This is a genomic window from Mycolicibacterium vinylchloridicum (genome assembly GCF_013404075.1).
Lineage (GTDB): Bacteria > Actinomycetota > Actinomycetes > Mycobacteriales > Mycobacteriaceae > Mycobacterium > Mycobacterium vinylchloridicum.
The window spans coordinates 1-25,352 of record NZ_JACBJQ010000002.1 but is presented as its reverse complement, the minus strand read 5'-3'; the positions used below and the strand labels follow the sequence as shown (position 1 = coordinate 25,352).

Annotated in this window: 18 protein-coding genes and 2 pseudogenes; 10 read left to right on the top strand and 10 right to left on the bottom strand. The window is 67.3% G+C overall.

Going from position 1 to position 25,352, the window contains the following annotated elements:
- Window positions 1-18 precede the first annotated feature (18 nt).
- The 6 genes and pseudogenes from HPC46_RS02030 to HPC46_RS02005 all read left to right on the top strand — a co-directional run bounded on the left by HPC46_RS02030 (window position 19) and on the right by HPC46_RS02005 (window position 6,189).
- Entirely contained in the window at window positions 19-915 is an 897-nt protein-coding gene (locus HPC46_RS02030) for a DUF1295 domain-containing protein (protein WP_179466551.1), read from the top strand.
- Window positions 912-2,039, top strand: coding sequence for an FAD-dependent oxidoreductase (locus HPC46_RS02025; protein WP_179466550.1), 1,128 nt, complete (start codon window positions 912-914; stop codon window positions 2,037-2,039). The genes HPC46_RS02030 and HPC46_RS02025 overlap by 4 nt, the downstream gene beginning before the upstream one ends.
- Before the next feature lie 64 nt (window positions 2,040-2,103).
- Window positions 2,104-3,204 carry a DUF5631 domain-containing protein gene (locus HPC46_RS02020; protein WP_179466549.1) on the top strand — a complete coding sequence of 367 codons (1,101 nt, stop codon included), beginning with the start codon at window positions 2,104-2,106 and terminating at the stop codon, window positions 3,202-3,204.
- 104 nt (window positions 3,205-3,308) lie between these two features.
- Window positions 3,309-3,626: a DUF2710 family protein gene (locus HPC46_RS02015; RefSeq protein ID WP_179466548.1), complete on the top strand. Its 318-nt coding sequence runs from the start codon at window positions 3,309-3,311 to the stop codon at window positions 3,624-3,626.
- Window positions 3,625-4,131, top strand: a pseudogene (locus tag HPC46_RS02010) (type VII secretion AAA-ATPase EccA); the annotation flags it as partial. The gene HPC46_RS02015 and the pseudogene HPC46_RS02010, both read left to right, overlap by 2 nt.
- An 84-nt stretch (window positions 4,132-4,215) precedes the next feature.
- Complete coding sequence (locus HPC46_RS02005; RefSeq protein ID WP_179466547.1) at window positions 4,216-6,189, top strand: gamma-glutamyltransferase family protein; 1,974 nt, start codon at window positions 4,216-4,218, stop codon at window positions 6,187-6,189.
- Window position 6,190: 1 nt separating this feature from the next.
- Here HPC46_RS02005 and HPC46_RS02000 read toward each other — a convergent pair whose 3' ends face one another.
- Complete coding sequence (locus HPC46_RS02000; protein ID WP_179466546.1) at window positions 6,191-7,015, bottom strand: serine/threonine-protein kinase; 825 nt, start codon at window positions 7,013-7,015, stop codon at window positions 6,191-6,193.
- Window positions 6,996-8,072 (bottom strand): MinD/ParA family ATP-binding protein, encoded by a 1,077-nt coding sequence (locus HPC46_RS01995; protein WP_179466545.1) that lies wholly within the window; start codon window positions 8,070-8,072, stop codon window positions 6,996-6,998. The genes HPC46_RS02000 and HPC46_RS01995 overlap by 20 nt, the downstream gene beginning before the upstream one ends.
- Before the next feature lie 502 nt (window positions 8,073-8,574).
- Between HPC46_RS01995 and gltB the strand changes: the two genes are divergently transcribed.
- From gltB to HPC46_RS01980, 3 genes are all read left to right on the top strand, one after another.
- On the top strand, window positions 8,575-13,164 hold the full coding sequence (gltB, locus tag HPC46_RS01990; protein WP_179466544.1) for a glutamate synthase large subunit: 4,590 nt from the start codon (window positions 8,575-8,577) through the stop codon (window positions 13,162-13,164).
- Complete coding sequence (locus HPC46_RS01985) at window positions 13,157-14,626, top strand: glutamate synthase subunit beta (RefSeq protein ID WP_179466543.1); 1,470 nt, start codon at window positions 13,157-13,159, stop codon at window positions 14,624-14,626. Before gltB ends, HPC46_RS01985 begins: the two co-directional genes overlap by 8 nt.
- 166 nt (window positions 14,627-14,792) lie before the next feature.
- Window positions 14,793-14,942, top strand: coding sequence for a hypothetical protein (locus HPC46_RS01980; protein ID WP_171819876.1), 150 nt, complete (start codon window positions 14,793-14,795; stop codon window positions 14,940-14,942).
- Between the two features lie 74 nt (window positions 14,943-15,016).
- Here HPC46_RS01980 and HPC46_RS01975 read toward each other — a convergent pair whose 3' ends face one another.
- The 6 genes from HPC46_RS01975 to HPC46_RS01950 form a co-directional block, all read right to left on the bottom strand.
- Window positions 15,017-16,261, bottom strand: a complete 1,245-nt coding sequence (locus HPC46_RS01975) for a glycosyltransferase (protein WP_179466542.1) — start codon at window positions 16,259-16,261, stop codon at window positions 15,017-15,019.
- A 5-nt stretch (window positions 16,262-16,266) separates the two neighbouring features.
- A complete protein-coding gene (locus HPC46_RS01970) occupies window positions 16,267-19,320 on the bottom strand; it encodes an ATP-binding protein (protein ID WP_325096538.1) in 3,054 nt (1,017 codons plus the stop codon).
- A gap of 237 nt (window positions 19,321-19,557) precedes the next feature.
- Complete coding sequence (locus tag HPC46_RS01965; RefSeq protein WP_179466540.1) at window positions 19,558-20,415, bottom strand: LLM class F420-dependent oxidoreductase; 858 nt, start codon at window positions 20,413-20,415, stop codon at window positions 19,558-19,560.
- Between the two features lie 32 nt (window positions 20,416-20,447).
- Window positions 20,448-20,720: a hypothetical protein gene (locus HPC46_RS01960; protein WP_179466539.1), complete on the bottom strand. Its 273-nt coding sequence runs from the start codon at window positions 20,718-20,720 to the stop codon at window positions 20,448-20,450.
- 24 nt (window positions 20,721-20,744) lie between these two features.
- A complete protein-coding gene (locus HPC46_RS01955) occupies window positions 20,745-22,388 on the bottom strand; it encodes a SulP family inorganic anion transporter (protein ID WP_179466538.1) in 1,644 nt (547 codons plus the stop codon).
- On the bottom strand, window positions 22,385-22,762 hold the full coding sequence (locus HPC46_RS01950; RefSeq protein WP_179466537.1) for an ArsR/SmtB family transcription factor: 378 nt from the start codon (window positions 22,760-22,762) through the stop codon (window positions 22,385-22,387). The genes HPC46_RS01955 and HPC46_RS01950 overlap by 4 nt, the downstream gene beginning before the upstream one ends.
- Window positions 22,763-22,866: 104 nt before the next feature.
- Between HPC46_RS01950 and HPC46_RS01945 the strand changes: the two genes are divergently transcribed.
- Window positions 22,867-23,868 (top strand): PHP domain-containing protein, encoded by a 1,002-nt coding sequence (locus HPC46_RS01945; RefSeq protein ID WP_179466536.1) that lies wholly within the window; start codon window positions 22,867-22,869, stop codon window positions 23,866-23,868.
- Here HPC46_RS01945 and HPC46_RS01940 read toward each other — a convergent pair.
- Together HPC46_RS01940 and dinB are read right to left on the bottom strand one after the other, a co-directional pair.
- Window positions 23,865-24,065 (bottom strand): annotated as a pseudogene (locus HPC46_RS01940) (MMPL family transporter); the annotation flags it as partial. The gene HPC46_RS01945 and the pseudogene HPC46_RS01940 overlap by 4 nt on opposite strands.
- The gene (dinB, locus tag HPC46_RS01935) at window positions 24,032-25,237 is read right to left on the bottom strand and encodes a DNA polymerase IV (RefSeq protein ID WP_179466535.1); all 1,206 of its coding nucleotides are present in this window, start codon (window positions 25,235-25,237) and stop codon (window positions 24,032-24,034) included. The pseudogene HPC46_RS01940 and the gene dinB, both read right to left, overlap by 34 nt.
- Window positions 25,238-25,352 lie beyond the last annotated feature (115 nt).

Here is a 25,352-nt window from a genome sequence, read left to right as displayed (position 1 = left end):
GCCGCGGTAGGAGGGTGCATGACTGTGACGCCGAACCGGGCCGGTTCCTTTTATCTGGTCACGCTGGCCTACGTCCTGGCGGTCGGGGCCGGCGCGGCCTGGCTGCTCTGGGGTCCGTCGGCGACCGGCAAGCTGTGGCTGGACGCGCTGATTGCCGACGTCATCGCCACGCTGGTGGTGTTCGTCTTCTCCCGCGCCTACCGCAACTCCAGCTTCTATGACGCCTTCTGGAGCGTGATCCCGCCGCTGCTGCTGATCTACTGGTGGGCCGCGGGCCCCCTTGGCCTGGATTCGCTGCGCTGCTGGCTGATCCTCATCGTGGTCATGTACTGGGCGGTGCGGCTGACCGGCAACTGGGCCTACAGCTTCCCCGGCCTGCACCACGAGGACTGGCGTTACCCGCTGCTGCGGGAGAGCGCCGGACGGTGGGAGTTCCTCGCCGATCTGTTCGGTATCCACCTCGTCCCCACCCTGCAGGTGTTCCTCGGGATGCTGCCGGTCTACGTCGCGGTCACCACCCCCGGCGCCGGCCTGGTGTGGCTGAGCTGGATCGCGTTCGCCCTCGGCATCGCCGCGGTCACCCTGGAATTGGTCGCCGACACCCAGATGCACCGCTTCGTGCGCGACAAGAGGCCCGGCGCGGTGATGGACCGCGGGCTATGGTCGTGGTCGCGGCACCCGAACTACTTCGGGGAGATCAGCTTCTGGTTCGCTCTGGCGCTGTTCGGGGTGGCCGCCGCCCCGGCGTCGGCATGGTGGCTGTTCGTCGGGGTGATCGCGATGGTGGCGATGTTCTTGGGAGCCAGCATCCCGATGATGGAGAAGCGCAGTCTGGCCAGACGCCCGCAGTATCAGGCCGTCATCGACCGGGTGCCGATGCTCGTTCCCCGCCCACCTCGGAAGGCCACCGTATGAGCGTTAAGCCCAAGGTCGTGATCGCGGGGTTCGGTGACAGCGGGCTGCTCACCGCGATCAAACTGGGTCACGATGTCGACATCGTCGGCATCTCGGCGAAGCCCGCACTGCTCAGCGGTCAGGAGCTGGGGCTGCGGCTGGCTCGCCCGAAGGACTGGGCCAGGGACAATTGGGTTCCGTTCGACAGGTACCGCGCGCTTGATCGGGTGCGCACCGTGCAAGCCACTCTCACGGGTCTGGATTTGGAGAACCGCATCGTCCACGGCACCGCGCCCGATGGGTCGCCCGTCGCCGAACACTATGACGTGCTGGTCATCTCGACCGGAGTGCGCAACGGATTTTGGCGCCAGCCGTCGCTGCAGACCCCCGACGAGATCGCCGCCGACCTGACCGCCGTCCACGACCGGCTGGCAGCGGCGGGCTCGGTGATCATCGTCGGCGGTGGTGCCGCGGCGGTCAGTGCCGCCGCCAACATCGCGACTGCCTGGCCGGGCAAGAAGGTCGATCTGTACTTCCCCGGCGAACGGGCACTGACCGAGCATCATCCGCGAGCGTGGGAGAAGTTGCAGGGCAAGCTGATTGGACTTGGTGTCGGCCTGCATCCGGGACATCGTGCGGTGCTGCCCGACGGTTTCGACGGAGACGAGATCACCGATGCGCCGGTGGCTTGGAGCACCGGGCAACCGCCGGCCCAGGCCGACGCCGTGCTGTGGGCGATCGGGCGGGTCAAGCCGAACACCGAATGGCTGCCCCCCGAACTGCTCGACGAGCACGGCTTCGTGAAGGTCACCCCGCAGCTGCAACTGTGCGGCCACCACCACGTCTTCGCGATCGGCGACGTGGCCGCCACCGATCCGCTGCGGGCCTCGGCGCGGGCGCGGGCCGACTCACTGTTGGCCCACAACATCAAGGCCACCCTGGCCGACCGTCCGCTGAAGCGGTACCGGGCGCCGCGGCGGCGGTGGGGGTCGATCGTCGGGATCCAGGCCGACGGGCTGGAAGTGTTCGCGCCCAACGGCACCGCATACCGATTCCCGGCCTGGTCGATCGACCGCTTGCTGATGCCGTGGATCGTGCGCCGCGGCATCTACAAGGGCGTGCGAAAAAACCAGCCGCTGGGCTGAAAGGCCTGGTGCGGGTGGTCCCCGCCGAACTGACAGCGCACCGATCGACGGTAGGCTCCTTCCAGTGGCGATCTTCGGCCGGAACACGGCGCGTCAGCGTCTGAAGAGGGCAACCCAGCGTGCCCTCTCCCAGCCGACGTTCGATTCACCCCCGGACTGCACACCGTGGGTGATCGGCGGGCTGTGGCCCTCGGAGCTGGCGACGGTCACGCGAGAGACCGCGGCCGTGGCCGACCATCTGAAGAACGATCTGCAGCGCATTGCGGACTCGGCCAATGAGCGACTGCGAGCGCTGCGTCACGCTGATCTTCCGGACTTTGCCCGCCGCGCCGAGGAAGTCCGGATCATCGACGTGGCCAGGTCCTACGCGGTGCAGCGCGTGGAGTCGACGATCCGCCAATTACGGGCTACGGCAGCAGAATTCGATACCGATCCGGCCATGCCCAGAGTCTGCGCGGATGTCGAGCCGGTGATCCCCGACGAATCACCCGAGCCCGAGCCCGAGCTCGAGCCCGCGCCCGAGTCCGAACCCGACAGCCGTCGGCTGGAACGACTTCTGGAATTCGTGGCCCGCCAGGAGCCGGGATTGCGATGGTCCATCGGGGAGCGCGGCGACGGCACGACCCTGCTGGTGACCGACCTGGCACACGGCTGGATCCCGTCGGGTGTCACGCTGCCGGCCGGCGTCGAGTTGCTCGCGCCGGCCCGACGTCGCGGCCGGATCAGCGAGCTGCTCGGCGACGTGGTGCGATCGGCGACCTACCACCCGGGTGACCCCTTCGTCCCGGGTCGCGTCGAGGCGCCCGCGACGTCCGCCGAGGCCCGCGGGCTGCCCCGTGTCGACGACATGGGGTGGAAACTCGTCGAGGCGACCCACTGGCGCGACGGGTTGCCGAGGATGGTGCACACCCTGGCGAAGGCCGGCGCGGCGCGCACCGGAGTTCTCGACGCCGAGGTCGACGTCCTACGCGTGCATTCCGACACCGCGCGCTATCAGCTGATGGCCCAGTACCCGGACGTTGATTCAGCGCTGCTGAGCAACTGTCTATTGCTCGCCGCTACCGAGGCGATCGCCGTCGGAGACGAGCTGGCCGCCAACTATCACTTCGCCTGGTTCGAAGCGCTGAACTCGCCGGAGCCGACGAACTGGAGTGGCGCGCCGTAAGTCAACCTATGGCGCGACGTTGCTGGGGGAATTTCCAGTGCTGGAGACCGTGATCCCCGCAGAGGTGAATTGACGCAGGTAGCGACGCTCGACATACTAGTCACGTGGCGGGATCCGGCAGTGATCGCGAGGTTAGCGACAGGGATCTCGTCGACGCGGTCCTACGCGAGTTGAGCGAAGCTGCCGAGCGGTGGGAGGCGCTTGTCGCGCAGGCCGAGACCATCACCTACAGCGTCGATCTGGGGGACATACACGCGGTGGCAAACTCCGACGGCAAACTCATCGACCTCACCTTGCACCCTGCGGTCGTGAACGACTACAGCCACGGTGAGCTCAGCGATCGGCTCAACCTGGCGTTCGCAGCGCTGCGCGAGGAGGCCGAGACCGACAACCAGGCCCGCTACGGCGGCGGGTTGAGGTGACCCGGTGCCGCTGAATCTGGTGAACCAGCTGCTGGTCGCACTGGAGGTACACCGCTTCGACTTCTGCTTCATCGGGGCGGGCTATGAGAAGGAAGTCGACGAATTCCTCACGGTGAACCCCGGTTTGGCGGGTCGGTTCAACCGCAAGCTGCGGTTCGAGTCCTACAGCCCGGATGAGTTGGTCGAGATCGCGATCCGCTACGGCGGGCCGCGCGCCACGGTGATCGAACCGGCGGCGCAAGAGGCGCTCAATGCGGCCTGCCGCAAGCTGCGGGCCTATCTCGCACCGGATGGGACCCACGGTATCGACGTGATGCAGAACGGCCGATTCGCCCGCAACGTCGTCGAGCGCGCCGAACGGTTGCGTGACTCCCGGGTGGCCGCGCAGAACCGCACCGACCGCGGGTCGGTGACGGTCGAGGACCTCGAGACGCTCCGCACGCAGGATCTGCTCGCGGCGGTCGCCGCTGCGTGCGCTGAAAAACACGTGCCCGTGCAGCTTTGAGGTGTCGCCGGCTCCCCGCCGGGAGGGGAAGCCAACAACGCCGATCATCGAACAGCCCGCGACCAGATGCCCTAGCGTCGAGCGATGGCAGTGTTGCCCGCCGGCGATCGCGTCGCAGAACAGCTCAGGCACGTCGCGGTCCCACTCATGGCCGTGGTATTGGTCGCGACGGCGTGTGGTACGACGACCGATACGACATCAGGGCCGCCGGACGGCCGTCCATGCGATGTCGTCGCCAACGGGACACCGACGCCCAAGACGCCGGTGGCTGCGCCGTCGAATCGGGATATCGGCGCCGCACCGGAGATCGCGACCGGCTACCGCAGCGAGATGACAGCGGTGCGCACCCGCAGCTTCGCGGCGGCAACCGCTAACCCCCTCGCGACACAAGCGGCATGCCGGGTGCTGAAAGACGGCGGCAGTGCGGTGGACGCGGTCGTCGCTGCCCAAGCAGTGCTTGGGCTGGCTGAGCCGCAATCGTCGGGCATCGGCGGCGGCGGCTTCCTGCTCTACTATGACGCCTCATCGGGCGCGGTGCAGGCCTATGACGGCCGGGAGACCGCCCCGGCGGCGGCAACCGAGAACTACCTGCGCTGGATTTCCGATGCTGACCGAAATCAACCGAGTCCCGACACCCGCGCATCCGGCCGCTCGATCGGTGTCCCCGGTCTGGTGCGGATGCTTGCCGCCGCACACGAGGACCACGGCCGGACACCCTGGCGGGACCTATTCGCCGACGCGATCAGCTTGGCTGACAACGGCTTTGAGATAAGCCCACGATTGGCCGCCGCAATTGAGAAGGACGCGGCGCGGCTGGCGCTTGATCCGGCCAGCACCGACTACTTTCTCAACCCGGACCGTACCCCCAAGGCCGTCAAAGCCATCCTGACCAACCCGGTCTACGCCAAGACGCTCGGCGCGATCGCGTCTGACCCGGCCGACTTCTACCGCGGTGCGATCGCCGAAGACATCGTCGAAGCGACTGTTGACACGTCAGGCGGGCGTACTCCCGGGGCTATCACGACCGAGGACTTGGCCGATTACCGCTCAAAGATCCGGGAGCCGCTGTGTATCAGCTACCGGGACAAACAGATCTGCGGTGTCCCCCCGCCCTCAGCGGGCGGTATCGCGGTCGCTCAGATCCTGGGCGTGCTGGAGTTCTCCGATATGTCTCGGCACCGGCCGACCGACGTCGACCGCAACGGCGGCCGGCCCACGGTGGAAGGTGTGCATCTGGTTGCCGAAGCCGAACGCCTGGCGTACGCCGACCGCGACCGCTACGTGGCCGACACCGATTTCGTCCCACTGCCGGGCGGGTCCCCACAGGCACTGCTCGGCGGTGACTACCTCGCCGGGCGCGCCGCGCTGATCTCGCCGCAACGCAGCATGGGCACTGCGAAGCCCGGCGACTTCGGGCCCCCGGCCGTGCCCGCGCCGCAGCAGCCAGAGCACGGCACCACTCAGGTCAGTGTGATCGACAAGGATGGCAACGCGGCGTCGTTCACCTCCAGCATCGAAGCGGCGTTCGGGTCGTTCCACATGGTTGACGGATTCCTGCTCAACAATCAGTTGACCGACTTCTCCGCCGACCCCGTTGGTCTCGACGGGGTTCCGGTTGCCAACCGCGTGCAGCCAGGCAAACGCCCCCGCAGTTCCATGGCACCCACCCTGGTCTTCGACCAGAAGCCGAACGGTGACCGGGGAGCCCTCTTTGCGGTCGTGGGCTCGCCCGGCGGCTCGACGATCATCCAGTACGTCACCAAAACGCTTGTGGGAGTCCTCGACTGGGGCCTGGACCCACAGCAGGCGGTGTCGATGGTCGACTTCGGCGCGGCCAACACCCCCAAAACGAACGTCGGCGGCGAACACCCGGTCATCGACACCACCGACAACGGCGTCCACGACCCCTTGGTCGAGGGGCTGCGCAAGCTGGGCCATGACGTCAACCTGGCGGACCAGTCCAGTGGACTCTCGGCCGTCGTGCGCGAACCGCTCGGTGGCTGGATTGGCGGAGCCGACCCACGCCGGGAGGGTGCGGTGATGGGCGACACCGGGTAGGTCAGCCGCTGCCCGGCTGTGCTCGCAGGGCGAGCGCGGCCTGCGCCAACTCCCCGGCACTGGGATGGCGCGCCGCGGGATTCTTGGCCAGCGCGGTCGCCACCAACTCGTCGGCAACCGCCGGGAGCCACGGCGCGTACTGCGTGACACTCGGTGCCGACCGATACAGATGCGCGTGCACCACAGCATCTTTGGAGCCTGCATCGAAGAAGGGCGGCTTGCCGGTGAGCAACCGGAACAGCGAGCAGCCCAACGCGTAGACGTCGGCGGCCGGCCCGAGCGGCTCGCCGCGTAGTACCTCCGGGGCGGCGTATGCGGCCGAGGCGAGCACCGCCCCGTCCGGCGCCGACGGCGCAGACTCACCGATGTGTCGTGCCACCCCAAAATCGGCGAGCATGGCCCGGTCATCGTCGGCGAGGAGAAAATTCGACGGCTTGACGTCGCCGTGGACGATGTCGCGGGAATGGGCGTGATCGAGTGCGCCGGCCACCTCGGTAACGATTCGCAGTGCTCGCTCGGGAGGCATCCGGCCCGCCCGCAACTCGGTGTCAGCATCCGCCGTGGACACGTAACTCATTGCCAACCAACGGATTCCGGCTGGGCCCTGGCCCTGCTCGAAAGTGGGAACGATGTTCGGATGGTGTAGGGCCACGGCCAGCGGTGCGGGGGAGTCGGGGCGCAGTACCTTCAGGGCGAACTGATGCGTGAAGCCCGCGGCATGAGCCAGATAGACGGTGCCCATCGCACCCGAACCGAGAACCGCATCGACGGTGTACCGGCCGATCACGGTCCCTGGCGGCAGCGGGTCAGCGGGGGTGTGGTCCACGGCCGGGGATCGTCGCGAAGAACTGCGAAATGACCGCCGCCACTTCGACGAAGGCCCGCCGGGTGGGCACCGACATCTCGCCGGTGTTGTTGATCACCCCGCCGGGCCGCAGGCCCGGGTCGAACGGCACCTCCACCACCGCCTGACGGCGCGCGCGGAATTGGTCGGCCAGCACGCCGCGGGTGCTCTTGTCGGAATGCCCGTCGGAATCGTTCAGCACGATCACCGAGCGTTGCATCAGCCCCGTTTTGCCGTGGGCGGCAAGCCATTCCATCGTCTGCGCGGCCGCCGACGCGCCATCCGGCCACGGCGAGGACACCACGATCAGCGCGTCCATGTCGCGCATCGCCTCCTGGGTGACCGGGGCGTCCATCGTCGACCCGCAGTCCACGATCGAGATCGTGAAATGCCGGTCCAGGCGCATGGAGGCCTCGCGGTAGATCGCCGGATCCAGAAGCCCGCGGCGGCTGCCGTTCTCCCCGGCCAGCACGAACAACCCGGAGGAGTTGCTGCCCATCCGGGTGAGTACCTCGGCGAAGGACTGCAGGTTCTTGTTCTTGGCCAGCTCCCAGTAGGAGCCGCCGGCTCGGGGGTCGATCCGGCTGCCGAGCCGGCCGAACGCGGTGTCGGCGTCGACCGCCACCACCCGATCCCCGCGGCGCAGCTCGGCCAGCACACATCCGACGCTGGCCGCCACTGTCGTCTTGCCGACCCCGCCCTTGCCGAGCACGCCGATCTTGTAGTGGCCGCGCAACGGGGCGGCCACCATGGCCTCCATCGCCGCCTGGCGCTGCTCCTGACGCGACGGGCCGAGGTTCACCAGCCCGAACGTCGCCGCGTGAACAGTGCGGCGCCACCCGCTGGCCGGCTTGGGCTTCGGCGGGCGGGCAGGCGCGGTAGCCGGCATCGGCAGCGGGGGATAGGGCAGCTGGGCGGGCGTGGGCTGCGGCGGTAGCGGCAGCTCGATGCGGGGGATCCGCTCCGTGGGTGGCCCAGCCGAATACCCCGGCGGCGGCCGCCGGTAGCGGTCGCGCTGGAAGTCGTCACGGTCGGTCATCGTGACCAGTATCGCTGTATTCGCAATTTCCCTGGTCGCCGGCCGGGCGGCAACCGGTCTCTAAGAATCCGACCAGAGTTTGCGCAAAGTCCCAGGCCGGCCGTTGACCCAGGTCGCGGTGACGGCGATCCGTGGTGATGTGAGGTATCCCGCACCTGGCGCCTCACTGGGGTACGCCTTCAGCAAACAGCCCAAAACCGCTCCGGCGGACCACTCCGTCCGAACCGGGGCGCCCAAACGAGCGATCGCGACGCCAAAAGGGGGCACTGACAACGGATTCCGCAGCTGAGCCCCTTCAGCTCCAGATGCTCGGCGCGAGGCAGGAGAGCAACCGACTTAGCCTAGACTAAGTTGGCATGTCAGCGGGGGTTTGACATATCGTTTTACGACTTGTTGACACCACAGTGGAGCCCCGTTCAGTGACGCACGGAGGAATCCCTGGCGGGGCGCGGTGACGTCGACGAACCACCGCGCAAAAAAGCTTGTGAAGGGTCAGGTGCGAATGCCCAGGAGTGTCGGGCTGTACAACCCCGCATTTGAGCACGACGCGTGTGGCGTCGCCATGGTCGCGGACATGCATGGCCGCCGCAGCCGCGACATCGTCGACAAGGCCATCACGGCGCTGCTGAACATGGAGCACCGCGGCGCCCAGGGCGCAGAGCCGAACACCGGCGACGGTGCGGGCATCTTGTTGCAGGTTCCCGACGCCTTCCTGCGCGCCGTGGTCGACTTCGAGTTGCCCGAGGAGGGCAGCTACGCCACCGGCATCGCCTTCCTGCCGCAGTCGTCGCGCGACGCCGCTGCGGCGTGCGAGTCCGTCGGCAAGATCGTCGAGGCCGAAGGCCTGACGCTGCTCGGCTGGCGCGACGTGCCGACCGACGATTCGTCCCTCGGCGCGCTGGCCCGCGATGCGATGCCGACGTTCCGGCAGGTGTTCATCGGGGGCGCCTCCGGGATGGAACTGGAACGCCGCGCCTACGTCGTACGCAAGCGCGCCGAGCACGAACTGGGCACCAAGGGTCCGGGCCAGGACGGTCCCGGACGCGAAACCGTCTATTTCCCAAGTCTTTCCGGTCAGACGTTCTGTTACAAGGGCATGCTGACCACCCCGCAGCTCAAGGCGTTCTACCTCGATCTGCAGGACGAGCGGCTCACCAGCGCGCTCGGCATCGTGCACTCGCGCTTCTCGACCAACACGTTCCCGTCCTGGCCGCTGGCGCACCCGTTCCGCCGGGTCGCCCACAACGGCGAGATCAACACCGTCACCGGCAACGAGAACTGGATGAGGGCCCGCGAGGCGCTCATCAACAGCGACGTTTTCGGCTCGGCGCAGGACCTCGACAAGATCTTCCCGGTCTGCACGCCGGGGGCTTCGGATACCGCGCGTTTCGACGAGGTGCTCGAGCTGCTCCACCTCGGCGGGCGCAGCCTTGCCCACTCGATGCTGATGATGATCCCGGAGGCCTGGGAGCGCCACGAGTCGATGGATCCGGCGCGGCGCGCCTTCTACGCCTACCACTCGTCGCTCATGGAGCCGTGGGACGGCCCCGCCTCGGTGTGCTTCACCGATGGCACCGTGATCGGCGCCGTCCTCGACCGCAACGGGCTGCGCCCGTCCCGGGTCTGGGTCACCGAGGACGGGCTCGTCGTCCTCGCATCCGAGGCCGGCGTGCTGAACCTCGACCCGTCGACTGTGGTGCGCAAGATGCGCCTGCAGCCCGGCCGCATGTTCCTGGTGGACACCGCGCAGGGCCGCATCGTCTCCGACGAGGAGATCAAGGCCGAGCTCGCCGCGGCCGAGCCGTACCAGGAGTGGCTCGACGCCGGCCAGTTCCATCTCGACGACCTGCCGCCCGGTGACTACGTCCGCATGCCGCACCACCGCGTGGTGCTGCGGCAGCAGGCCTTCGGTTTCACCTACGAGGAGCTCAACCTCCTGGTCGCGCCCATGGCGCGCACCGGAGCCGAAGCGCTCGGCTCGATGGGTACCGACACCCCGGTCGCCGTGCTGTCGGCGCGTCCACGCATGCTGTTCGACTACTTCCAGCAGTTGTTCGCCCAGGTGACCAACCCGCCGCTGGACGCCATCCGCGAGGAGGTCGTCACCAGCCTGCAGGGGACCGTCGGCCCGGAGAGTGACCTGCTCAACCCCACCGCGGACTCGTGTCGGCAGATCATCCTGCCCAATCCGATCCTGCGCAACGCCGACCTCTCGAAGCTGATGTGTGTCGACCCCGATCACGAGATCCGCGGTCACAAGCACGGCCTGCGTGCCGCCGTCATCCGCTGCCTCTACCCGGTCGCCCGCGGGGGCCAGGGGCTCAAGGAGGCGCTCGACGACGTCCGCGCCAAGGTCTCGCAGGCCATCCGCAACGGTGCTCGCATCATCGTGCTCTCCGACCGTGAGTCCAACGAATCGCTGGCCCCGATCCCGTCACTGCTGAGCGTGTCTGCCGTGCACCACCATCTGGTGCGCGACCGCACTCGCACCCACGTCGGACTCGTCGTCGAGGCCGGCGACGCCCGCGAGGTGCACCACATGGCCGCCCTGCTCGGGTTCGGCGCCGCCGCGATCAATCCGTACATGGCGTTCGAGTCCATCGAGGACATGTGCGACCGCGGCGTGATCGCCGATATCAGCAGCGACAAGGCCAAGGCCAACTACGTCAAGGCCGCAGGCAAGGGCGTTCTGAAGGTGATGTCCAAGATGGGCATCTCGACGCTGGCGTCCTACACCGGCGCCCAGTTGTTCCAGGCGATCGGCATCAGCCAGCAGGTGCTCGACGACTACTTCACCGGGCTGTCCTGTCCGGTTGGCGGCATCGACCTCGAGGACATCGCCGCTGACGTCGCCGCCCGTCACGCTCTGGCCTACCTGGATCGTCCCGACGAGCGCGCGCACCGCGAGCTCGAGGTCGGTGGCGAGTACCAGTGGCGTCGCGAAGGCGAATACCACCTCTTCAACCCCGATACCGTCTTCAAACTGCAGCACGCCACCCGCACCGGCCAGTACTCGATCTTCAAGGAGTACACCAAACTGGTCGACGACCAGAGTGAGCGGCTCGCCTCGCTGCGCGGCCTCCTCAAGTTCCGCACCGGCGAGGATGCCGTCCGCCCACCCATTTCCATCGACGAGGTGGAACCGGCCAGCGAGATCGTGAAGCGATTCTCCACCGGCGCAATGAGTTACGGCTCGATCTCGGCGGAGGCGCACGAGACGCTCGCGATCGCGATGAACCGCCTCGGGGCACGGTCGAACTCGGGCGAGGGTGGCGAGGCCACCAGCCGTTTCGAGCATGACGCCAACGGTGACTGGCGGCGCAGCGCGATCAAGCAGGTGGCCTCCGGCCGCTTCGGTGTGACATCGCACTACCTGACCAACTGCACCGACATCCAGATCAAGATGGCCCAGGGTGCGAAACCCGGTGAGGGCGGCCAGCTTCCGGGTAAGAAGGTATACCCGTGGGTGGCCGAGGTGCGGCATTCGACGCCCGGCGTCGGCCTGATCTCGCCGCCGCCGCATCACGACATCTATTCGATCGAGGATCTGGCGCAGCTGATCCACGACCTGAAGAACGCCAACCCACAGGCCCGTGTGCACGTGAAGCTGGTCAGCGAGAACGGTGTCGGTACCGTCGCCGCCGGCGTATCGAAGGCGCACGCCGACGTCGTGCTCATCTCCGGTCACGACGGCGGCACCGGAGCAACGCCGCTCACCTCGCAGAAGCACGCGGGCGCACCGTGGGAGCTCGGTCTTGCCGAGACCCAACAGACGTTGCTGCTCAACGGACTTCGCGACCGTATCGTCGTGCAGGTCGACGGCCAGCTCAAAACGGGCCGCGACGTCGTCATTGCCGCGCTGCTCGGCGGCGAGGAGTTCGGCTTCGCCACGGCCCCACTGGTGGTGGCAGGCTGCATCATGATGCGGGTATGTCATCTCGACACCTGTCCTGTCGGCGTTGCCACCCAGAATCCGCTGCTGCGTGAGCGTTTCACGGGCAAGCCCGAGTTCGTCGAGAACTTCTTCCTCTTCATCGCCGAAGAGGTTCGGGAGCTGATGGCGCAGTTGGGTTTTCGCACCGTCAACGAGATGGTCGGCCAGGTGGGAGCGCTGGACACTGCGCAGGCCGCGGAGCACTGGAAGGCCCACAAGCTGGACCTCTCTCCGGTGCTGCACGAGCCCGATTCGGCGTTCATGAACCAGGACCTGTACTGCAGCTCGCGCCAGGACCACGGTCTCGACAAGGCGCTCGACCAGCAGCTGATCACCCAGAGCCGCGAGGCGATCGATTCCGGCACACCGGTCCGCTTCTCGACCACGATCGCCAACGTCAATCGAACCGTCGGCACCATGCTCGGCCACGAGTTGACCAAGGTGCATGGGGGACAAGGGCTTCCGGACGGCACCATCGACATCACGTTCGACGGGTCGGCGGGCAACAGCTTCGGCGCCTTCGTCCCCAAGGGCATCACGCTGCGTGTCTACGGAGATGCCAACGACTACGTCGGCAAGGGGCTGTCTGGCGGCCGAATCGTGGTGCGCCCGTCCGAGAACGCACCGAGTGACTTTGTCGCCGAGGACAACATCATCGCGGGCAACGTGATCCTGTTCGGCGCGACCAGCGGGCAGGCGTTCCTGCGCGGTCAGGTCGGCGAGCGGTTCGCGGTGCGAAACTCGGGCGCCCACGCCGTGGTCGAAGGCGTTGGCGACCACGGCTGCGAGTACATGACCGGTGGCAAGGTGGCGATCCTCGGACCTACCGGCCGTAACTTCGCCGCGGGCATGTCCGGCGGCATCGCCTACGTCTACGACGAGCATGGCCATCTCGGCGACAACCTCAACACCGAGATGGTGGATCTGGAGCGATTGGACGGCGAGGACATCGAATGGTTGCGCGACATGCTCGTCGCTCACGTCGATGCTACTGATTCGGCTGTGGGACAACGTATTTTGTCGGACTGGGAGTCTCAACTGAAGCACTTCGTGAAGGTGATGCCGCGCGATTACCGGTCGGTTCTGACCGCCATCGCCGAGGCCGAGCGCAAGGGCGAGAACGTCGACGACGCGATCATGGCGGCAGCCAATGGCTGATCCGCGCGGCTTCCTGAAGTACACCCACCGTGAGACGCCGGTGCGCCGGCCGGTCGACCTGCGGCTGAAGGACTGGAAAGAGGTCTACGAAGAAGGCTTCTCCCACGAGACCCTCGAGGCCCAGGCCTCGCGCTGCATGGATTGCGGTATCCCGTTCTGCCACAACGGTTGCCCGCTGGGGAATCTGATTCCCGAGTGGAACGATCTGGTCTACCGGGAAAGGTGGCGCGACGCGATCGAGCGGTTGCACGCCACCAACAACTTCCCGGAGTTCACCGGACGGCTCTGCCCCGCGCCGTGCGAGGCATCCTGTGTGCTGGGCATCAACCAGGATCCGGTGACCATCAAGCAGGTCGAGGTCGAGATCATCGACAATGCCTTCGCCGAGGGCTGGGTCGTGCCGATGATGCCGGACAAGATGACCGGCAAGAAGGTCGCGGTCGTCGGGTCGGGTCCCGCGGGCCTGGCCGCCGCGCAACAGCTGACCAGGGCCGGGCACCAGGTGACGGTCTTCGAGCGCGCCGACCGCATCGGCGGCCTGCTGCGCTACGGCATCCCCGAGTTCAAGATGGAGAAGCGCCACATCGACCGCCGGCTCGAGCAGATGGAGGCCGAGGGCACGCAGTTCCGCACCGGAGTCAATGTCGGCGTCGACCTCACGGTCGCTCAGCTGCGGCTCAATTACGACGCCGTGGTGCTCAGCGGGGGTGCGACCGATTGGCGCGACCTGCCGGTTCCCGGACGCGAGCTCGACGGCATCCACCAGGCCATGGAGTACCTGCCGTGGGCCAACAAGGTTCAGCAGGGTGATCCGGTGGTCGACGAGAACGGCGAGCCGCCGATCACCGCCAAGGGCAAGAAGGTCGTCATCATCGGTGGCGGCGACACCGGCGCCGACTGCCTGGGCACCGCCCACCGGCAGGGTGCGGTGAGCGTCCACCAGTTCGAGATCATGCCGCGCCCGCCGGAGACCCGGGCCGACTCGACCCCATGGCCGACGTACCCGCTGATGTTCCGGGTGGCCTCGGCGCACGAAGAGGGCGGCGAGCGCCTGTTCGCGGTGAACACCGAGAAGTTCATCGGTTCCGACGGCAAGGTCACCGGGCTGCGTGCACACGAAGTGGTGATGAAGAACGGCAAGTTCGAGAAGGTGGACGGCACCGATTTCGAGCTCGAGGCCGACCTGGTGCTGCTGGCGATGGGCTTCGTCGGACCGGAGAAGCCGGGCCTGCTCACCGACCTGGGTGTCGAGCTCAACGAGCGCGGCAACGTCAGCCGCGACAAGGACTTCGCCACCTCGGTGCCGGGCGTCTTCGTCGCCGGCGACATGGGCCGTGGCCAGTCGCTGATCGTGTGGGCGATCGCCGAGGGCCGCGCCGCGGCCGCGGGAGTCGATCGCTACCTGATGGGGCACTCTGCGCTGCCGGCGCCGATCAAACCGACGGCCGCTCCGCAGCGCTGAGCGGACCCGATCCGTTCGGGTCCCAGCAGTCACTGCTGCCACAGGCGAATCATCGGATTATTTACCGGCGCGCCTATTGCGGTTTGCGGTGTGATCTGTGTCTAATTGCTGGAGCGGGTGCTGCGGTAAAGTGGTGACCCGGTAAGACCGAGATTCGACCACAGGAGTGATCCTTGTGTACCTCAACCCGATATCTCGCACGCGGGTCGGGCGTATCGCCTGGTCCTTCTTCCGCCACCCGGTGAAGAGTCGCGAGTTCCCGGCCAAGCACGAGCGCCTGGTCACTCGCGCCGAACTCCTGCACTACGGGTTCTAGCAACTGATTTCCGGCGCGCTTGGCGCCGATTCAGCTTTGCCCGTCGTTACCAAGCTGTTATCTACAGATCTGGATCACGTCGCATTCCCAGTGCGCCCGAGCAGCTCGCGTTCGACGAGGTCGGCCCCGCGTGGGGCCCCTCCGGTATTGACGAATCCTTCTGCCACCTTCTCGACGCCGGCCGTCATCTCCATGGCTTGCCGGATCTTCCGCCGCAGCCGCGGCGGCGACAGCTTTCCTGCTGCCAGACGCGTCCCGCAACGCGCCACCTGGACCCGCCGGGCGACCTCGAGTTGGTCCCGGCCGAACGGCACGACGCACACGGGCACGCCGAAGGCCAGAGCCTTCTGCGTCGCGCCCATGCCGCCGTGGGTTACCGCACAGACAGCCCGCTCGAGAACCCGGCTGTGGGAGATGAATTCGCAGACCGTCACGTGTGGCCCGGCCGCCACCTCATCGGCGCCGCCGGCCGGCATCGTGGCCACGACGTGTACGGGCTCCTCGGCGAGTGCGGCGATCGCCGTCTGGACGAGAACGACATCGTCCTGCTTCTCCGACGAGGTGGTCACCAGCACGATCGGGCGTTCGATCGCCGTCAGCCAGTCGGGCGCCGCTTCCGGCTGCGGGTCAAAGGCACACGGCCCGATCATCTGCACACCGGGGCCCCACTGCGTCTGCGGATATTGAAATGGCTTGCCGCTGGCGACAAGCGTGAAGGGGGCACGGCGAAGAAACTCGTCCATCGAGTCGACGGGGGCCAGACCGACGCCATGCCGGACCGAGTTGATCGGCGGCAGCATGATCCGCTCGAGGGAACGCGTGACCACCGCCCCGACCGCTGCGTCCCGTGCCCTGCCGAGGATCCCGGGAAGTGGCCGCAAGCCGAGACCGAAGGGCGGAACACCCGGTGAGCGCAGCGCAGGGGTGTAGGGCGTGAAGCAGGTCCATGGAATGGGGCCGGCCTCGGCCGCACTCAAGGCGCCCCAGCAATTGACGTCGATCACCAGGGCGTCCGGACCGAAGTCGGCAACGGCACCGGCCAGGTCGGCCACCTCGTAGCCTGCCCGCCGGCCGAATGCCTGAACCCCCAGCCGCAGAGCCGAACGCGGACTGGCCGCCTGCCAGTCGTCGAGTTCGATCGCCTCGATGCGCGGATCGATCGCCGACGCCTCGAATCCCAACTGCGTTGCCATCTCCACTGAGGTGGAAAGCGTCCGCAGATGGATCCGGTGCCCCCGGCTGGCCAACTCCGTCAGCAGCGAGCTGATCGGCAACATGTGACCGAGTGCCGGGGAGGTGTAGGCCAGGATTTTCGCCATCGCGGTTACCGTGGCGCCGTCTTCACGCCGGCCTCGGCGGCGAGGCGCTGGGCATCGTCGAGCCTGCCGATGGCGCTCAGCTGTTCGCAGAGCGCGAGATAGTCGCCGGCGCAGCGGTGGAAGGCGGTGGCGTCTCCGTGTGCCCGGGCGATGAGCGCCTGCGCTCGTGACGACCAGAGTCGCAGGCTGGGGATGTCGAATCCGCATTCATGCCAACGAGCAAGAACCCGGTCCGCCTCGGCGAGGTCCCCTGGTGACCCGCGCCCGACCAATAACTCGACCAGCGCCTCGCCGGGGAAGGCCGCGAACGTGGGGAAGCCGGACAAGAACCGTTCGAAGCTCGCGCGCAGTTCCCTGATCGCGTCCTCGAGGTGACCGTTGCGCGCCGCATCGAGTGCGAGATCGGTCGAGATCGTGGCCAGGGAGCACGCGCCCAATCGATGCTCGTCGGCCGTGGCCCGCGCGCGTCGGAGAAGACCAAGGGCCTCCTCGTCGCGTGGATCTGACGTGCGCAACAGAATCGTGCCGTAGGTCCAGCCCGCCATGATCGTCCCGCAGATATCGCCGAACGACTCGGCGCGCTGCCAGGCCTCGTGGGCACCGCTGAGCAGCTCACCGGGGTCGACGAGGCCCAATGCCGCGACCAGCGCCGAATACAGCTGCACCGAAGCCACGATCACGGGGTGGAGCGAACGTACCCGTTCGAGCGCGACCCGGAGGTTGCGCAGGCCGGGCGTTACGTCGCCCAAGCATGTCTGAACCAGTCCGAGAAGCGCCTGCGCGGGAGCGATCTCGGTCACCGGACACTCGGGTGCCAAGCGGAGGATCTCCTCCGCGACCGCGCGCGCAGAGCGGAACTCCCCGTTGGCGAACTCGGTGAACGCTACAGAGTTCAGCATCAGCGCCTTGGTCGCTGCATCGCAGCGGATCTCGGTGGACAAGACGTAGAGCTCGGACGCCAACGGCTTGGCATCCGAGGCCCGACTGTCGTTGACCGACATCGAGAAAATTCGCCCAGCCATCCCGACCGCCAACGACGTTGTGTCCCCGGTTCGCATCGCCAGCTCGCGGAGTTCTCGATAGGTGTCGTCGGTGGCGAACTCGTCGCGGACGTACAGGGTGGTCGAGACGAGCATTGTTCGTGGCGAGATGCGCCTCTGCAGCGTCTCTGAATCGCTGTCGGGCAATCCATCCGCGATCCGGCGTGCGCTGTCCCACTGGGACCGCGCGGCGGCAAGATCCCTGGGGCGAAGCCATGCGGCCGCACGCATGCGCCACAGGTAGGCATCCGAGCGCTGGCCGGCGGCCTCCAAATGTGCTGCGACCATGGCGGCGCTCTCGTCTGAGAAACTCGGCCGCCGCTGGATCGCCTCGGCCACCGCGTTGTGCGTGCGGGCTCGGGTGGCATGCAGCTGCGAGTCGTAGGCCACTGTGCGGACCAGTGGATGGTGAAAGCAGAAGCGTTGTGCGGGAACGAACTCCGTCTGGTCGATCAGTTGGGCCGCAACCAGCTCTGCCATCGAGTTGGGTGTGGTCTGCGGCTGGACCGTCTGCAATGTGTCGACGTCGAATCGCGAGCCGATCACGGCCGCGGCGTTGAGGATCGACTTCGTCTCGGGACGAAGTCGATCGATCCGCGCCGCCAGAACCGCTTGGACCGTCGCCGGCACAAAGATGTGGTCGACCGTTCCGGACACTCGGTAGCCGCCGCGATTTCCCTTGAGCACCCCGCGGCCCGCGAGGTCGCGGACGATTTCTTCGGCGAAGAAGGGATTGCCGGCAGCGGCCTGCGCGATTTGTTGACCGAGCTGCACGGTCGACGGGTCGTTGCCCAGTATCTGGGCCACTGCCTGCTCGGCGGCCGCGTTCGAGAGAGTGCCCAATTCGATGGTGTGGGTCGAACTCCGGTGCAGGGCGCCGCGAAACTCGGGCCGATATGTCGTGACGAACATGGCGCCGGTCTCGGCGACGGCGGTCGCGAAGGCAGCGATCACGTCATCGCTGGGGCCGTCGATCCAATGTGCGTCCTCCAGGACGAAGACGGTGCGCCGGCCTTGGGCGCGTATCACGCCGGTCATCATCTCCACCAGCCGGTGTCGACGGCCGTCGACACTGAATTGCGGTGGAGCATCACCTTCTGCGATGCCCATCGCGTCGAAAAGCATTGGGATGTCGGTCGATTCAGAGGGCAATGCGTCACAGTGCGCGGCGACCCGGGCGCGCGCTTCCGGCGGAGCCAGGCCGTCGACGTCGAAGAGCGCCCGTAAAGTGCGTGCCAGTGCCCGGAACGCGACTCCGGTGGTGTGGGCTTCGCAACGCGCAACCACGACTCTGGCGTCGCGGGCTGCCGCGTATTCCGCGAACTGGTGCGTTAGTAAGGTCTTGCCCAGCCCGGGTGCTCCGACGACGCGCACCGTGCCGCCCTGGCCCGCGTCGAACATGCCGGTGAGATCACCGAACTCGGCATCGCGTCCGACGAGTTGACTCTCGCTGCGGCCCAACACCATTCGATCCAGCCGCACTTCGAGCAGCTGTGCGGCGGGGACCGGTTCGTCGGAGCCCTTGATGCGGACGTTGGTCAGTGGCCCCAATGTGGCCGATCCTTCGACCAGGCGAGCTGTCGACTCGGAGCAGAGAACACCGTCCGGTGGTGCTGCGCTCTCCATCCGCTGAGCCATCCCGACCGGGTGGCCGACAGCGGTATAGGTGCCGCGGCCCGAACCGACTTCGCCCGCCACCACCTCACCCGAGTTGAGTCCGATCCGAAGCTTCAGGTCGATACCGTCGGCGCGAAGCAGCTCCGCAGCGAACTGTTTGGTGACCGATTGGATCTCCAGAGCGGAGATGCAGGCACGCAGCGCGTGGTCTTCCAGGGCCAGGGGCGCACCGAACAGCGCCATCAGACCGTCACCGGTGAACATTGCGACGGTGCCCTGGAAGCGTTGGATGACCGCCGCGGTGCGGTTGAACAACTCGTGCATCACCGCTTGGAGCTGCTCGGGACGCAATGAGGCCGCCAGTCGCATGGAACCGACAACATCGGCGAACAGGACGGTCACCTGTTTGTATTCGCCTCGTACCGACTGCCAGACCACAGCCGAGCCGCACACGTCGCAGAACTGCGCTCTGGCGCGAAGGTCGTTACCGCACGACCCACACGTATTGACGGATTCCTCGCCCGCGCCGACCATCTCCCCGATTTCCCCAGCGTCGCCGTGGTGGCGAGTTGATGATGGCGCATCGGCGGCGCATCGCGCACCCTAACTGTGAAGAACCCTGCGAACTGCAGCCAGAGATCAGGCGATGGTGTCGGTCAGCCCCGAATCGCGAATCGCTTCGGCGAGCGGTTCCAGCACTGCCGGAGTGTGCGGCGGGGGCAGGTAGATGATCGCCAGATCCAGTCCCGCGGCAGCCAGCGCCGCGGCTTCGTCGATCGCCTTCGCGTAGTCGTGGTCCTCGCTCAGCCGGACATGGGCTGAGAGCATGATCTCGCTCGGGTCGCGGCCGATGTCGGCGCAATGGGCGGCCAGAACGTCGCGCTTATGGGCGAACTCCTCGGGAGTACCGCCGGCGAAATTCCAGTGCTGGGCATACTTGGCGACGATGCGCAGCGTCCGCTTCTCCCCGCTGCCGCCGATGCAGATCGGCGGGTGCGGCCGCTGCGGACCCTTGGGCTCGTTGCGCGCGTTCTCGAGCCGGTAGTAGGTCCCGGCGAAGGTGGTTGTCTCCTGGCTGAGCAGGCCGATCAGCACCTGGACGCCTTCTTCGAAGCGGTCGAGGCGCTCCTTGATGCTGCCCAGCTCGATGCCGTAGGCGCCGGATTCCTCCTCGTTCCACCCCGCGCCGATGCCCAGCTCCAGGCGACCCCCGGAGATGATGTCGACCGAAGCGACCATATTCGCCAGCACCGCGGGATGGCGGTAATGGATGCCGGTGACCAGGTTGCCCAAGCGCAGTCGAGTGGTCGCCTGTGCCAGCGCGGTCAACGTCGTCCAGCCCTCCAGACACGGGCCGGTGGAGTCGGAGAAGATCGGATAGAAGTGGTCGAATGTCCAGCCGGAGTGGTAGATGTCGATCTCGTCGGCAGCCTGCCAAACCGCCAGCATGTCGGCCCACGTGGTGTTCTGCGGTGAGGTTTTGAAGGCGAATTGCACTGGGCCGAGCCTAGTCCGATTACCTGTGAGTGCTACGTGGCGTTGACCTTCGGCGAGCCGTAGTAGACGACCGCGCTGTTACGTTCGGGCTGCTTGCGTAGTGTCCTGGCGATCGCGTAGACGAGCAGCCATTGGGCGAATCCCGCGAGTACCAGCGGCCACACCGCACCGGCCAGGAGGGCCGGAATAGCGGCCGCACGCACCGACTGCTGAGTCTTGTGTGACCAGGCGGCGAACACCATGGCGCCACCGGTCACCAGCGCTGCGATGCTGAGGTACGTGATCACCCAATGGAGAGCCGACATGAGGATTTTTGTACCCGGCAGTTTCTACGGGTAAACAGCGCCCGACACGTGTGAGCGCGCATGCGCGATGGCGTCGTCGAGTGAATCGATCAGATGGTTCTCGTGGCGCAACGCGTCCACGATGCCCATATTGGCAAGCAACGCCATGTGCTCGGGCTGAACTCCCTTGATGATGACGGTGATGCCTCGCGCCTCCAGATCTTCGGCGATCTCGGCCAGCGTGTGGGCGCCGGTCGCGTCGAGCATGCCGAGTTGCGACATCCGGATGATCACGACCGATACGTCGGGGTGTGTGGTGATCGCAGTGGACAGCCGCTCGGCCGCGCCGAAGAACATGGCGCCGTCCAACCGCAATAGAGCGATCCGCTCATCGCCGGGCTGATGCGGGCCGGGTAGGTCCTCGCGGACCACGCTGCTGCGTCGCGCCACCGTGCGCAGCGCGAAGAACGCCGCGATGAGGATCCCGATCTCCACCGCCTCGATCAGGTCGAAGCACACCGTGACCACAGCGGTGAGTACGAACGCTAGGGCATCCGAGCGGGTCGAGCGGAGGATCTTGTGGATGGTGCCCGCCGAGATCATCCGAAAGGACGTCACCATCAACACACCGGCCAAGGCGGACAACGGAATTGCCGCCACAGGTCCGGTGGCCAGATATACCACCCCGAGTAGCAGCACCGAGTGCACGATGGCCGCCAACCGGGTCCGGGCACCGGATCGGACGTTGACCGCGGTGCGCGCGATCGCACCGGTGGCGGGCATGCCACCGAAGAGGCCCGACGCCATCGACGCCAGACCCTGCCCCACGAGTTCGCGGTCGGGATCGTACGGGCCGGTCGGCGACATGGTCGCCGCTACCCGCGCCGACAGCAGCGATTCGATGGCGGCCAGCGCGGCGATGGCCACCGCGGCGCCCAGCAGGGTACGCAGCGCGCCCGGGTCGGCGTGCGGCATGAGCGGTGCCGGCAGATGTGACGGCAGGTTCCCGATCGTGCCCACCGGGACGTGGAACGCCACCACGATGACGGTGGCCGCGACGACTGCGGTCAGCGACTCGGGAATCCCCCGGTGTAGCCGCGGCAGACCGACCATGAGCAGGGCGACGAGGCCGACGATCGCCAGTGTTCGCCAGGCCGACGTCCAGTCGGTGTGGGAGACAACCCGCCAGGACGCGGGCAGGGTGCGCTCTCCGGCCGGCGCGGCGACGCCGAACGCGGCAGGGACCTGCTGCAGGAAGATGATCGCCGCGATACCGAGCGTGAAACCCTCGATGACGGGCCACGGGATGAACGTCACGGCGCGGCCAAGGCCGGTGATGCCCGCCGCCAGCACAATGACCCCGGCCAGGACTGTGACCAGTGCGATGCTGCCGATGCCGTGCTGGGCCACGATCGGGGCGAGCACCACCGCCATCGCGCCCGTCGGTCCGGACACCTGGACGTGCGAGCCGCCGAACACCGCGGCGACCAGGCCCGCAACGACTGCGGTGATCAAACCGGCAGCCGCGCCGACCCCCGAGCTGATGCCGAACGCCAGCGCCAGTGGAAGAGCCACCACACCGACCGTGACGCCGGCGAGGATGTCGCGACGCCACGACCGGCGCAGGCCGGTGTAGTCGGACAGACGGGGCAGCAGCCGCGACAGCTGGCCGGCCGCCGTGGCGATCATCGCGGATTTCCGACCGGGGGGAGGGCGTCGAATGCCTCGAGCTGCTGGTGTCGGGCCTTGAGGGTGTCGGCCAGGAAACTTCGCGCAGTCACCAGCAGGTCCCGGATGGAGGGGTGGGTGAGTTGGTAGAAGACGGCGTTGCCGACGCGTTCGGCCGTCACGACGTGGTGGCGTTTGAGGACGCCCAGGTGCTGGGACAGCAGCGTCGGCTCGATCTCGGTGGCGACCAGGATCTCGCTCACGGCGGTGGGTTCGTCGCCGGCCGACAGGATCTCGAGGATCCGGATACGAGCCGGGTTCGCGAGTGCCTTGAACAGGTTCGCTTTGATTTCGTAGAGCGGCCGATCGGCGCCGCCGGGGAAGCTGGAGGGCACCGCGATCCTCGGATTGAGTAGTTGATGGATTGAATAAAACCGCAATCAATGTAGCCGGAACTGCCCTGCCCGGCCAAATCGGCGTTGCGGGGCACACTGGAGCCATGGACCCGGTAGCCGCGCTGCGTGAGATCGCGTACTACAAGGACCGCGCGCGCGAGGACTCCCGGCGGGTGATGGCCTACCGCAAGGCCGCCGACGTCGTCGAGGCGCTGGACGAATCGACCCGCGAGCGGCACGGCCGTGCCAACAGCTGGCAATCGCTCCCCGGCATAGGTCCGAAGACAGCCAAGGTCATCGCTCAGGCCTGGGCAGGCCATGAACCGGATGCGCTCGTCGAATTGCGGAGCGCCGCAGCTGATCTCGGTGGCGGCGAAATACGGGCAGCGTTGCGCGGCGATCTGCATCTGCATTCGAACTGGTCGGACGGATCGGCCCAGATCCGTGAAATGCTCGCGACCGCGGCCGCCCTGGGTCACGAATACTGCGCGCTCACCGACCACTCGCCCCGACTGACCATCGCCAACGGGCTCTCCGCCGACCGGCTGCGCCGGCAGCTCGACGTCATCGATGAGCTGCGCGACGAATTGGCGCCGCTGAAGATCCTCACCGGCATCGAGGTCGACATCCTCGAGGACGGCACCCTCGACCAAGAGCCTGAACTGCTGGAACGCCTCGACATCGTCGTCGCGAGTGTGCATTCCAAGCTGGCGATGGATGAGCCGGCGATGACCCGGCGGATGGTGCGCGCGGTGTCCAACTCGCGGGTCAACGTGCTGGGCCACTGCACCGGCCGGCTGGTGACCGGCAACCGCGGCGTTCGGGCGGAATCGAAGTTCGACGCCGAGAAGGTGTTCACCGCGTGCCGGGACAACAACACCGCCGTGGAGATCAACTCGCGCCCAGAGCGCCGTGACCCACCGACCCGGCTGCTCAAGCTGGCGCTGGAGATCGGTTGCGACTTCTCGATCGACACCGACGCCCACGCCCCGGGCCAGCTCGACTTCCTCGGTTACGGCGCGCAGCGGGCGCTCGACAACGGCGTTCCGGTCGAGCGGATCGTGACCACCTGGCCCGTCGACAAACTGGTGAGCTGGGCCGGTTAGCTGCCAACCGGTGTCAGGACACGCTCACGGCTCGGCCACCAGAACCAGCGACCGAGAAGTGCTGCCCGCGAAGGAGTTAGCAGCGAGCGCACCACCAGCGTGTCGAACAGCAGGCCGGCCGATGTCACGACCGATCCGGCACCCGCGACGATCTGAATGCCGGCTAATCCGGCAGGTGCGGCATCTCCAAACCGGGATCTCGCCCGACCAGCACGCCGCGGGTGAGCACCGCATTTCCATAGCGGCGGCGGACCTCATCGACGGCGGAATCCAAGTCCACGGTGGCGGGGCATCGACCGTCCAGCGGTAGCTCCAATTGCTGGGCACCGTCGGGGTCGATGTTGGACACCGCGAACCCGATCAACGTGATGCCCCGCTGGGCAATCAAGGGTTCGGCTGCGGCGACCAGCCCACGCGCGGCGGCCAGAATCGGTTCCGTCGCCCCGGTGGCCCTGGCCATCGTATGTGAGCGGGTGGCACGGGTGAAATCCTCAAAGCGCAAGCGCAACAACACAGTTCGGCCAGTACGCTGCGCCGAACGCATGCGGCGGGTGATCCGGTCGATCAGGCCGATCACGACGGCATCCAGCTCGGCAGACGTTCTGCGCTGACGGCCCAACGCGCGCTGTGCGCCCACCGAGCGGCGGCGGTGGGTGGTGCTCACCGCGCGCCGGTCGATATTGCGCGACAGGCAGTAGAGCTGCCGGCCCATCGCGGGGCCGACCATGGACCCCAGCGCCGACTCGCTGAGCTCGGCAACCTGGGCGACCGTGTGGATTCCGTGCGAGCCGAGCTTGTCGGCGGTTTTGGGACCCACGCCCCACAGTCGGCGCACCGGAAGGGGATGCAGGAACGTCAGCTCACCGCTCGGCGGAACGAGCAGCAGACCGTCCGGCTTGGCTTCCTGGCTGGCGACCTTGGCCAGGAACTTGGTGCGGGCGATGCCCACCGTGATGGGCAGCCCGACCCGGTCGCGAACCTCTTGGCGCAGGCGCGCCCCGATCGTGACCGGATCGCCCGACAGACGCTGCAGCCCGGCCACATCCAGGAACGCTTCGTCCACCGAGAGCGGCTCGACCAGCGGGGTGGTGTCGCGAAAGACCGCGAACACGTCGTCGCTGGCCTGGCTGTAGGCCGACATCCGCGGTGGGACGACCACCGCAGCCGGGCACAGCCGGCGAGCCTGGTGGCCGCCCATCGCGGTGCGCACCCCGTAGGCCTTGGCCTCGTAGCTGGCGGCCAGCACCACACCGGCCCCAACGATCACCGGACGGCCTCGCAGCGTCGGGTCGTCGCGCTGCTCGACCGAGGCGTAGAACGAGTCGAGGTCAGCGTGCAGGATGGTCGCCCGATCGCCGAACACGAACATATGTTCGCATGCGGCTCCGACACCGCTACGGCGGTGGAGGCGCGTCCGGAGGTGGCGGAGGCGGTGGCTCGGGTGCCGGCGGAGGTGGCGGCGGCGGTTCGGGTGCCGGTGGTGG

What these genes read in the sequence shown, in the direction of transcription:
- HPC46_RS02030 (WP_179466551.1), top strand. Translation starts at nt 19, where the DNA reads ATGACTGTGACGCCGAACCGGGCCGGTTCCTTTTATCTGGTCACGCTG.
- HPC46_RS02025 (WP_179466550.1), top strand. Translation starts at nt 912, where the DNA reads ATGAGCGTTAAGCCCAAGGTCGTGATCGCGGGGTTCGGTGACAGCGGG.
- HPC46_RS02005 (WP_179466547.1), top strand. Translation starts at nt 4,216, where the DNA reads ATGGCAGTGTTGCCCGCCGGCGATCGCGTCGCAGAACAGCTCAGGCAC.
- HPC46_RS01995 (WP_179466545.1), bottom strand. Translation starts at nt 8,072, where the DNA reads ATGACCGACCGTGACGACTTCCAGCGCGACCGCTACCGGCGGCCGCCG.
- gltB (WP_179466544.1), top strand. Translation starts at nt 8,575, where the DNA reads ATGCCCAGGAGTGTCGGGCTGTACAACCCCGCATTTGAGCACGACGCG.
- HPC46_RS01985 (WP_179466543.1), top strand. Translation starts at nt 13,157, where the DNA reads ATGGCTGATCCGCGCGGCTTCCTGAAGTACACCCACCGTGAGACGCCG.
- HPC46_RS01975 (WP_179466542.1), bottom strand. Translation starts at nt 16,261, where the DNA reads ATGGCGAAAATCCTGGCCTACACCTCCCCGGCACTCGGTCACATGTTG.
- HPC46_RS01960 (WP_179466539.1), bottom strand. Translation starts at nt 20,720, where the DNA reads ATGTCGGCTCTCCATTGGGTGATCACGTACCTCAGCATCGCAGCGCTG.
- HPC46_RS01955 (WP_179466538.1), bottom strand. Translation starts at nt 22,388, where the DNA reads ATGATCGCCACGGCGGCCGGCCAGCTGTCGCGGCTGCTGCCCCGTCTG.
- HPC46_RS01945 (WP_179466536.1), top strand. Translation starts at nt 22,867, where the DNA reads ATGGACCCGGTAGCCGCGCTGCGTGAGATCGCGTACTACAAGGACCGC.
- dinB (WP_179466535.1), bottom strand. Translation starts at nt 25,237, where the DNA reads ATGTTCGTGTTCGGCGATCGGGCGACCATCCTGCACGCTGACCTCGAC.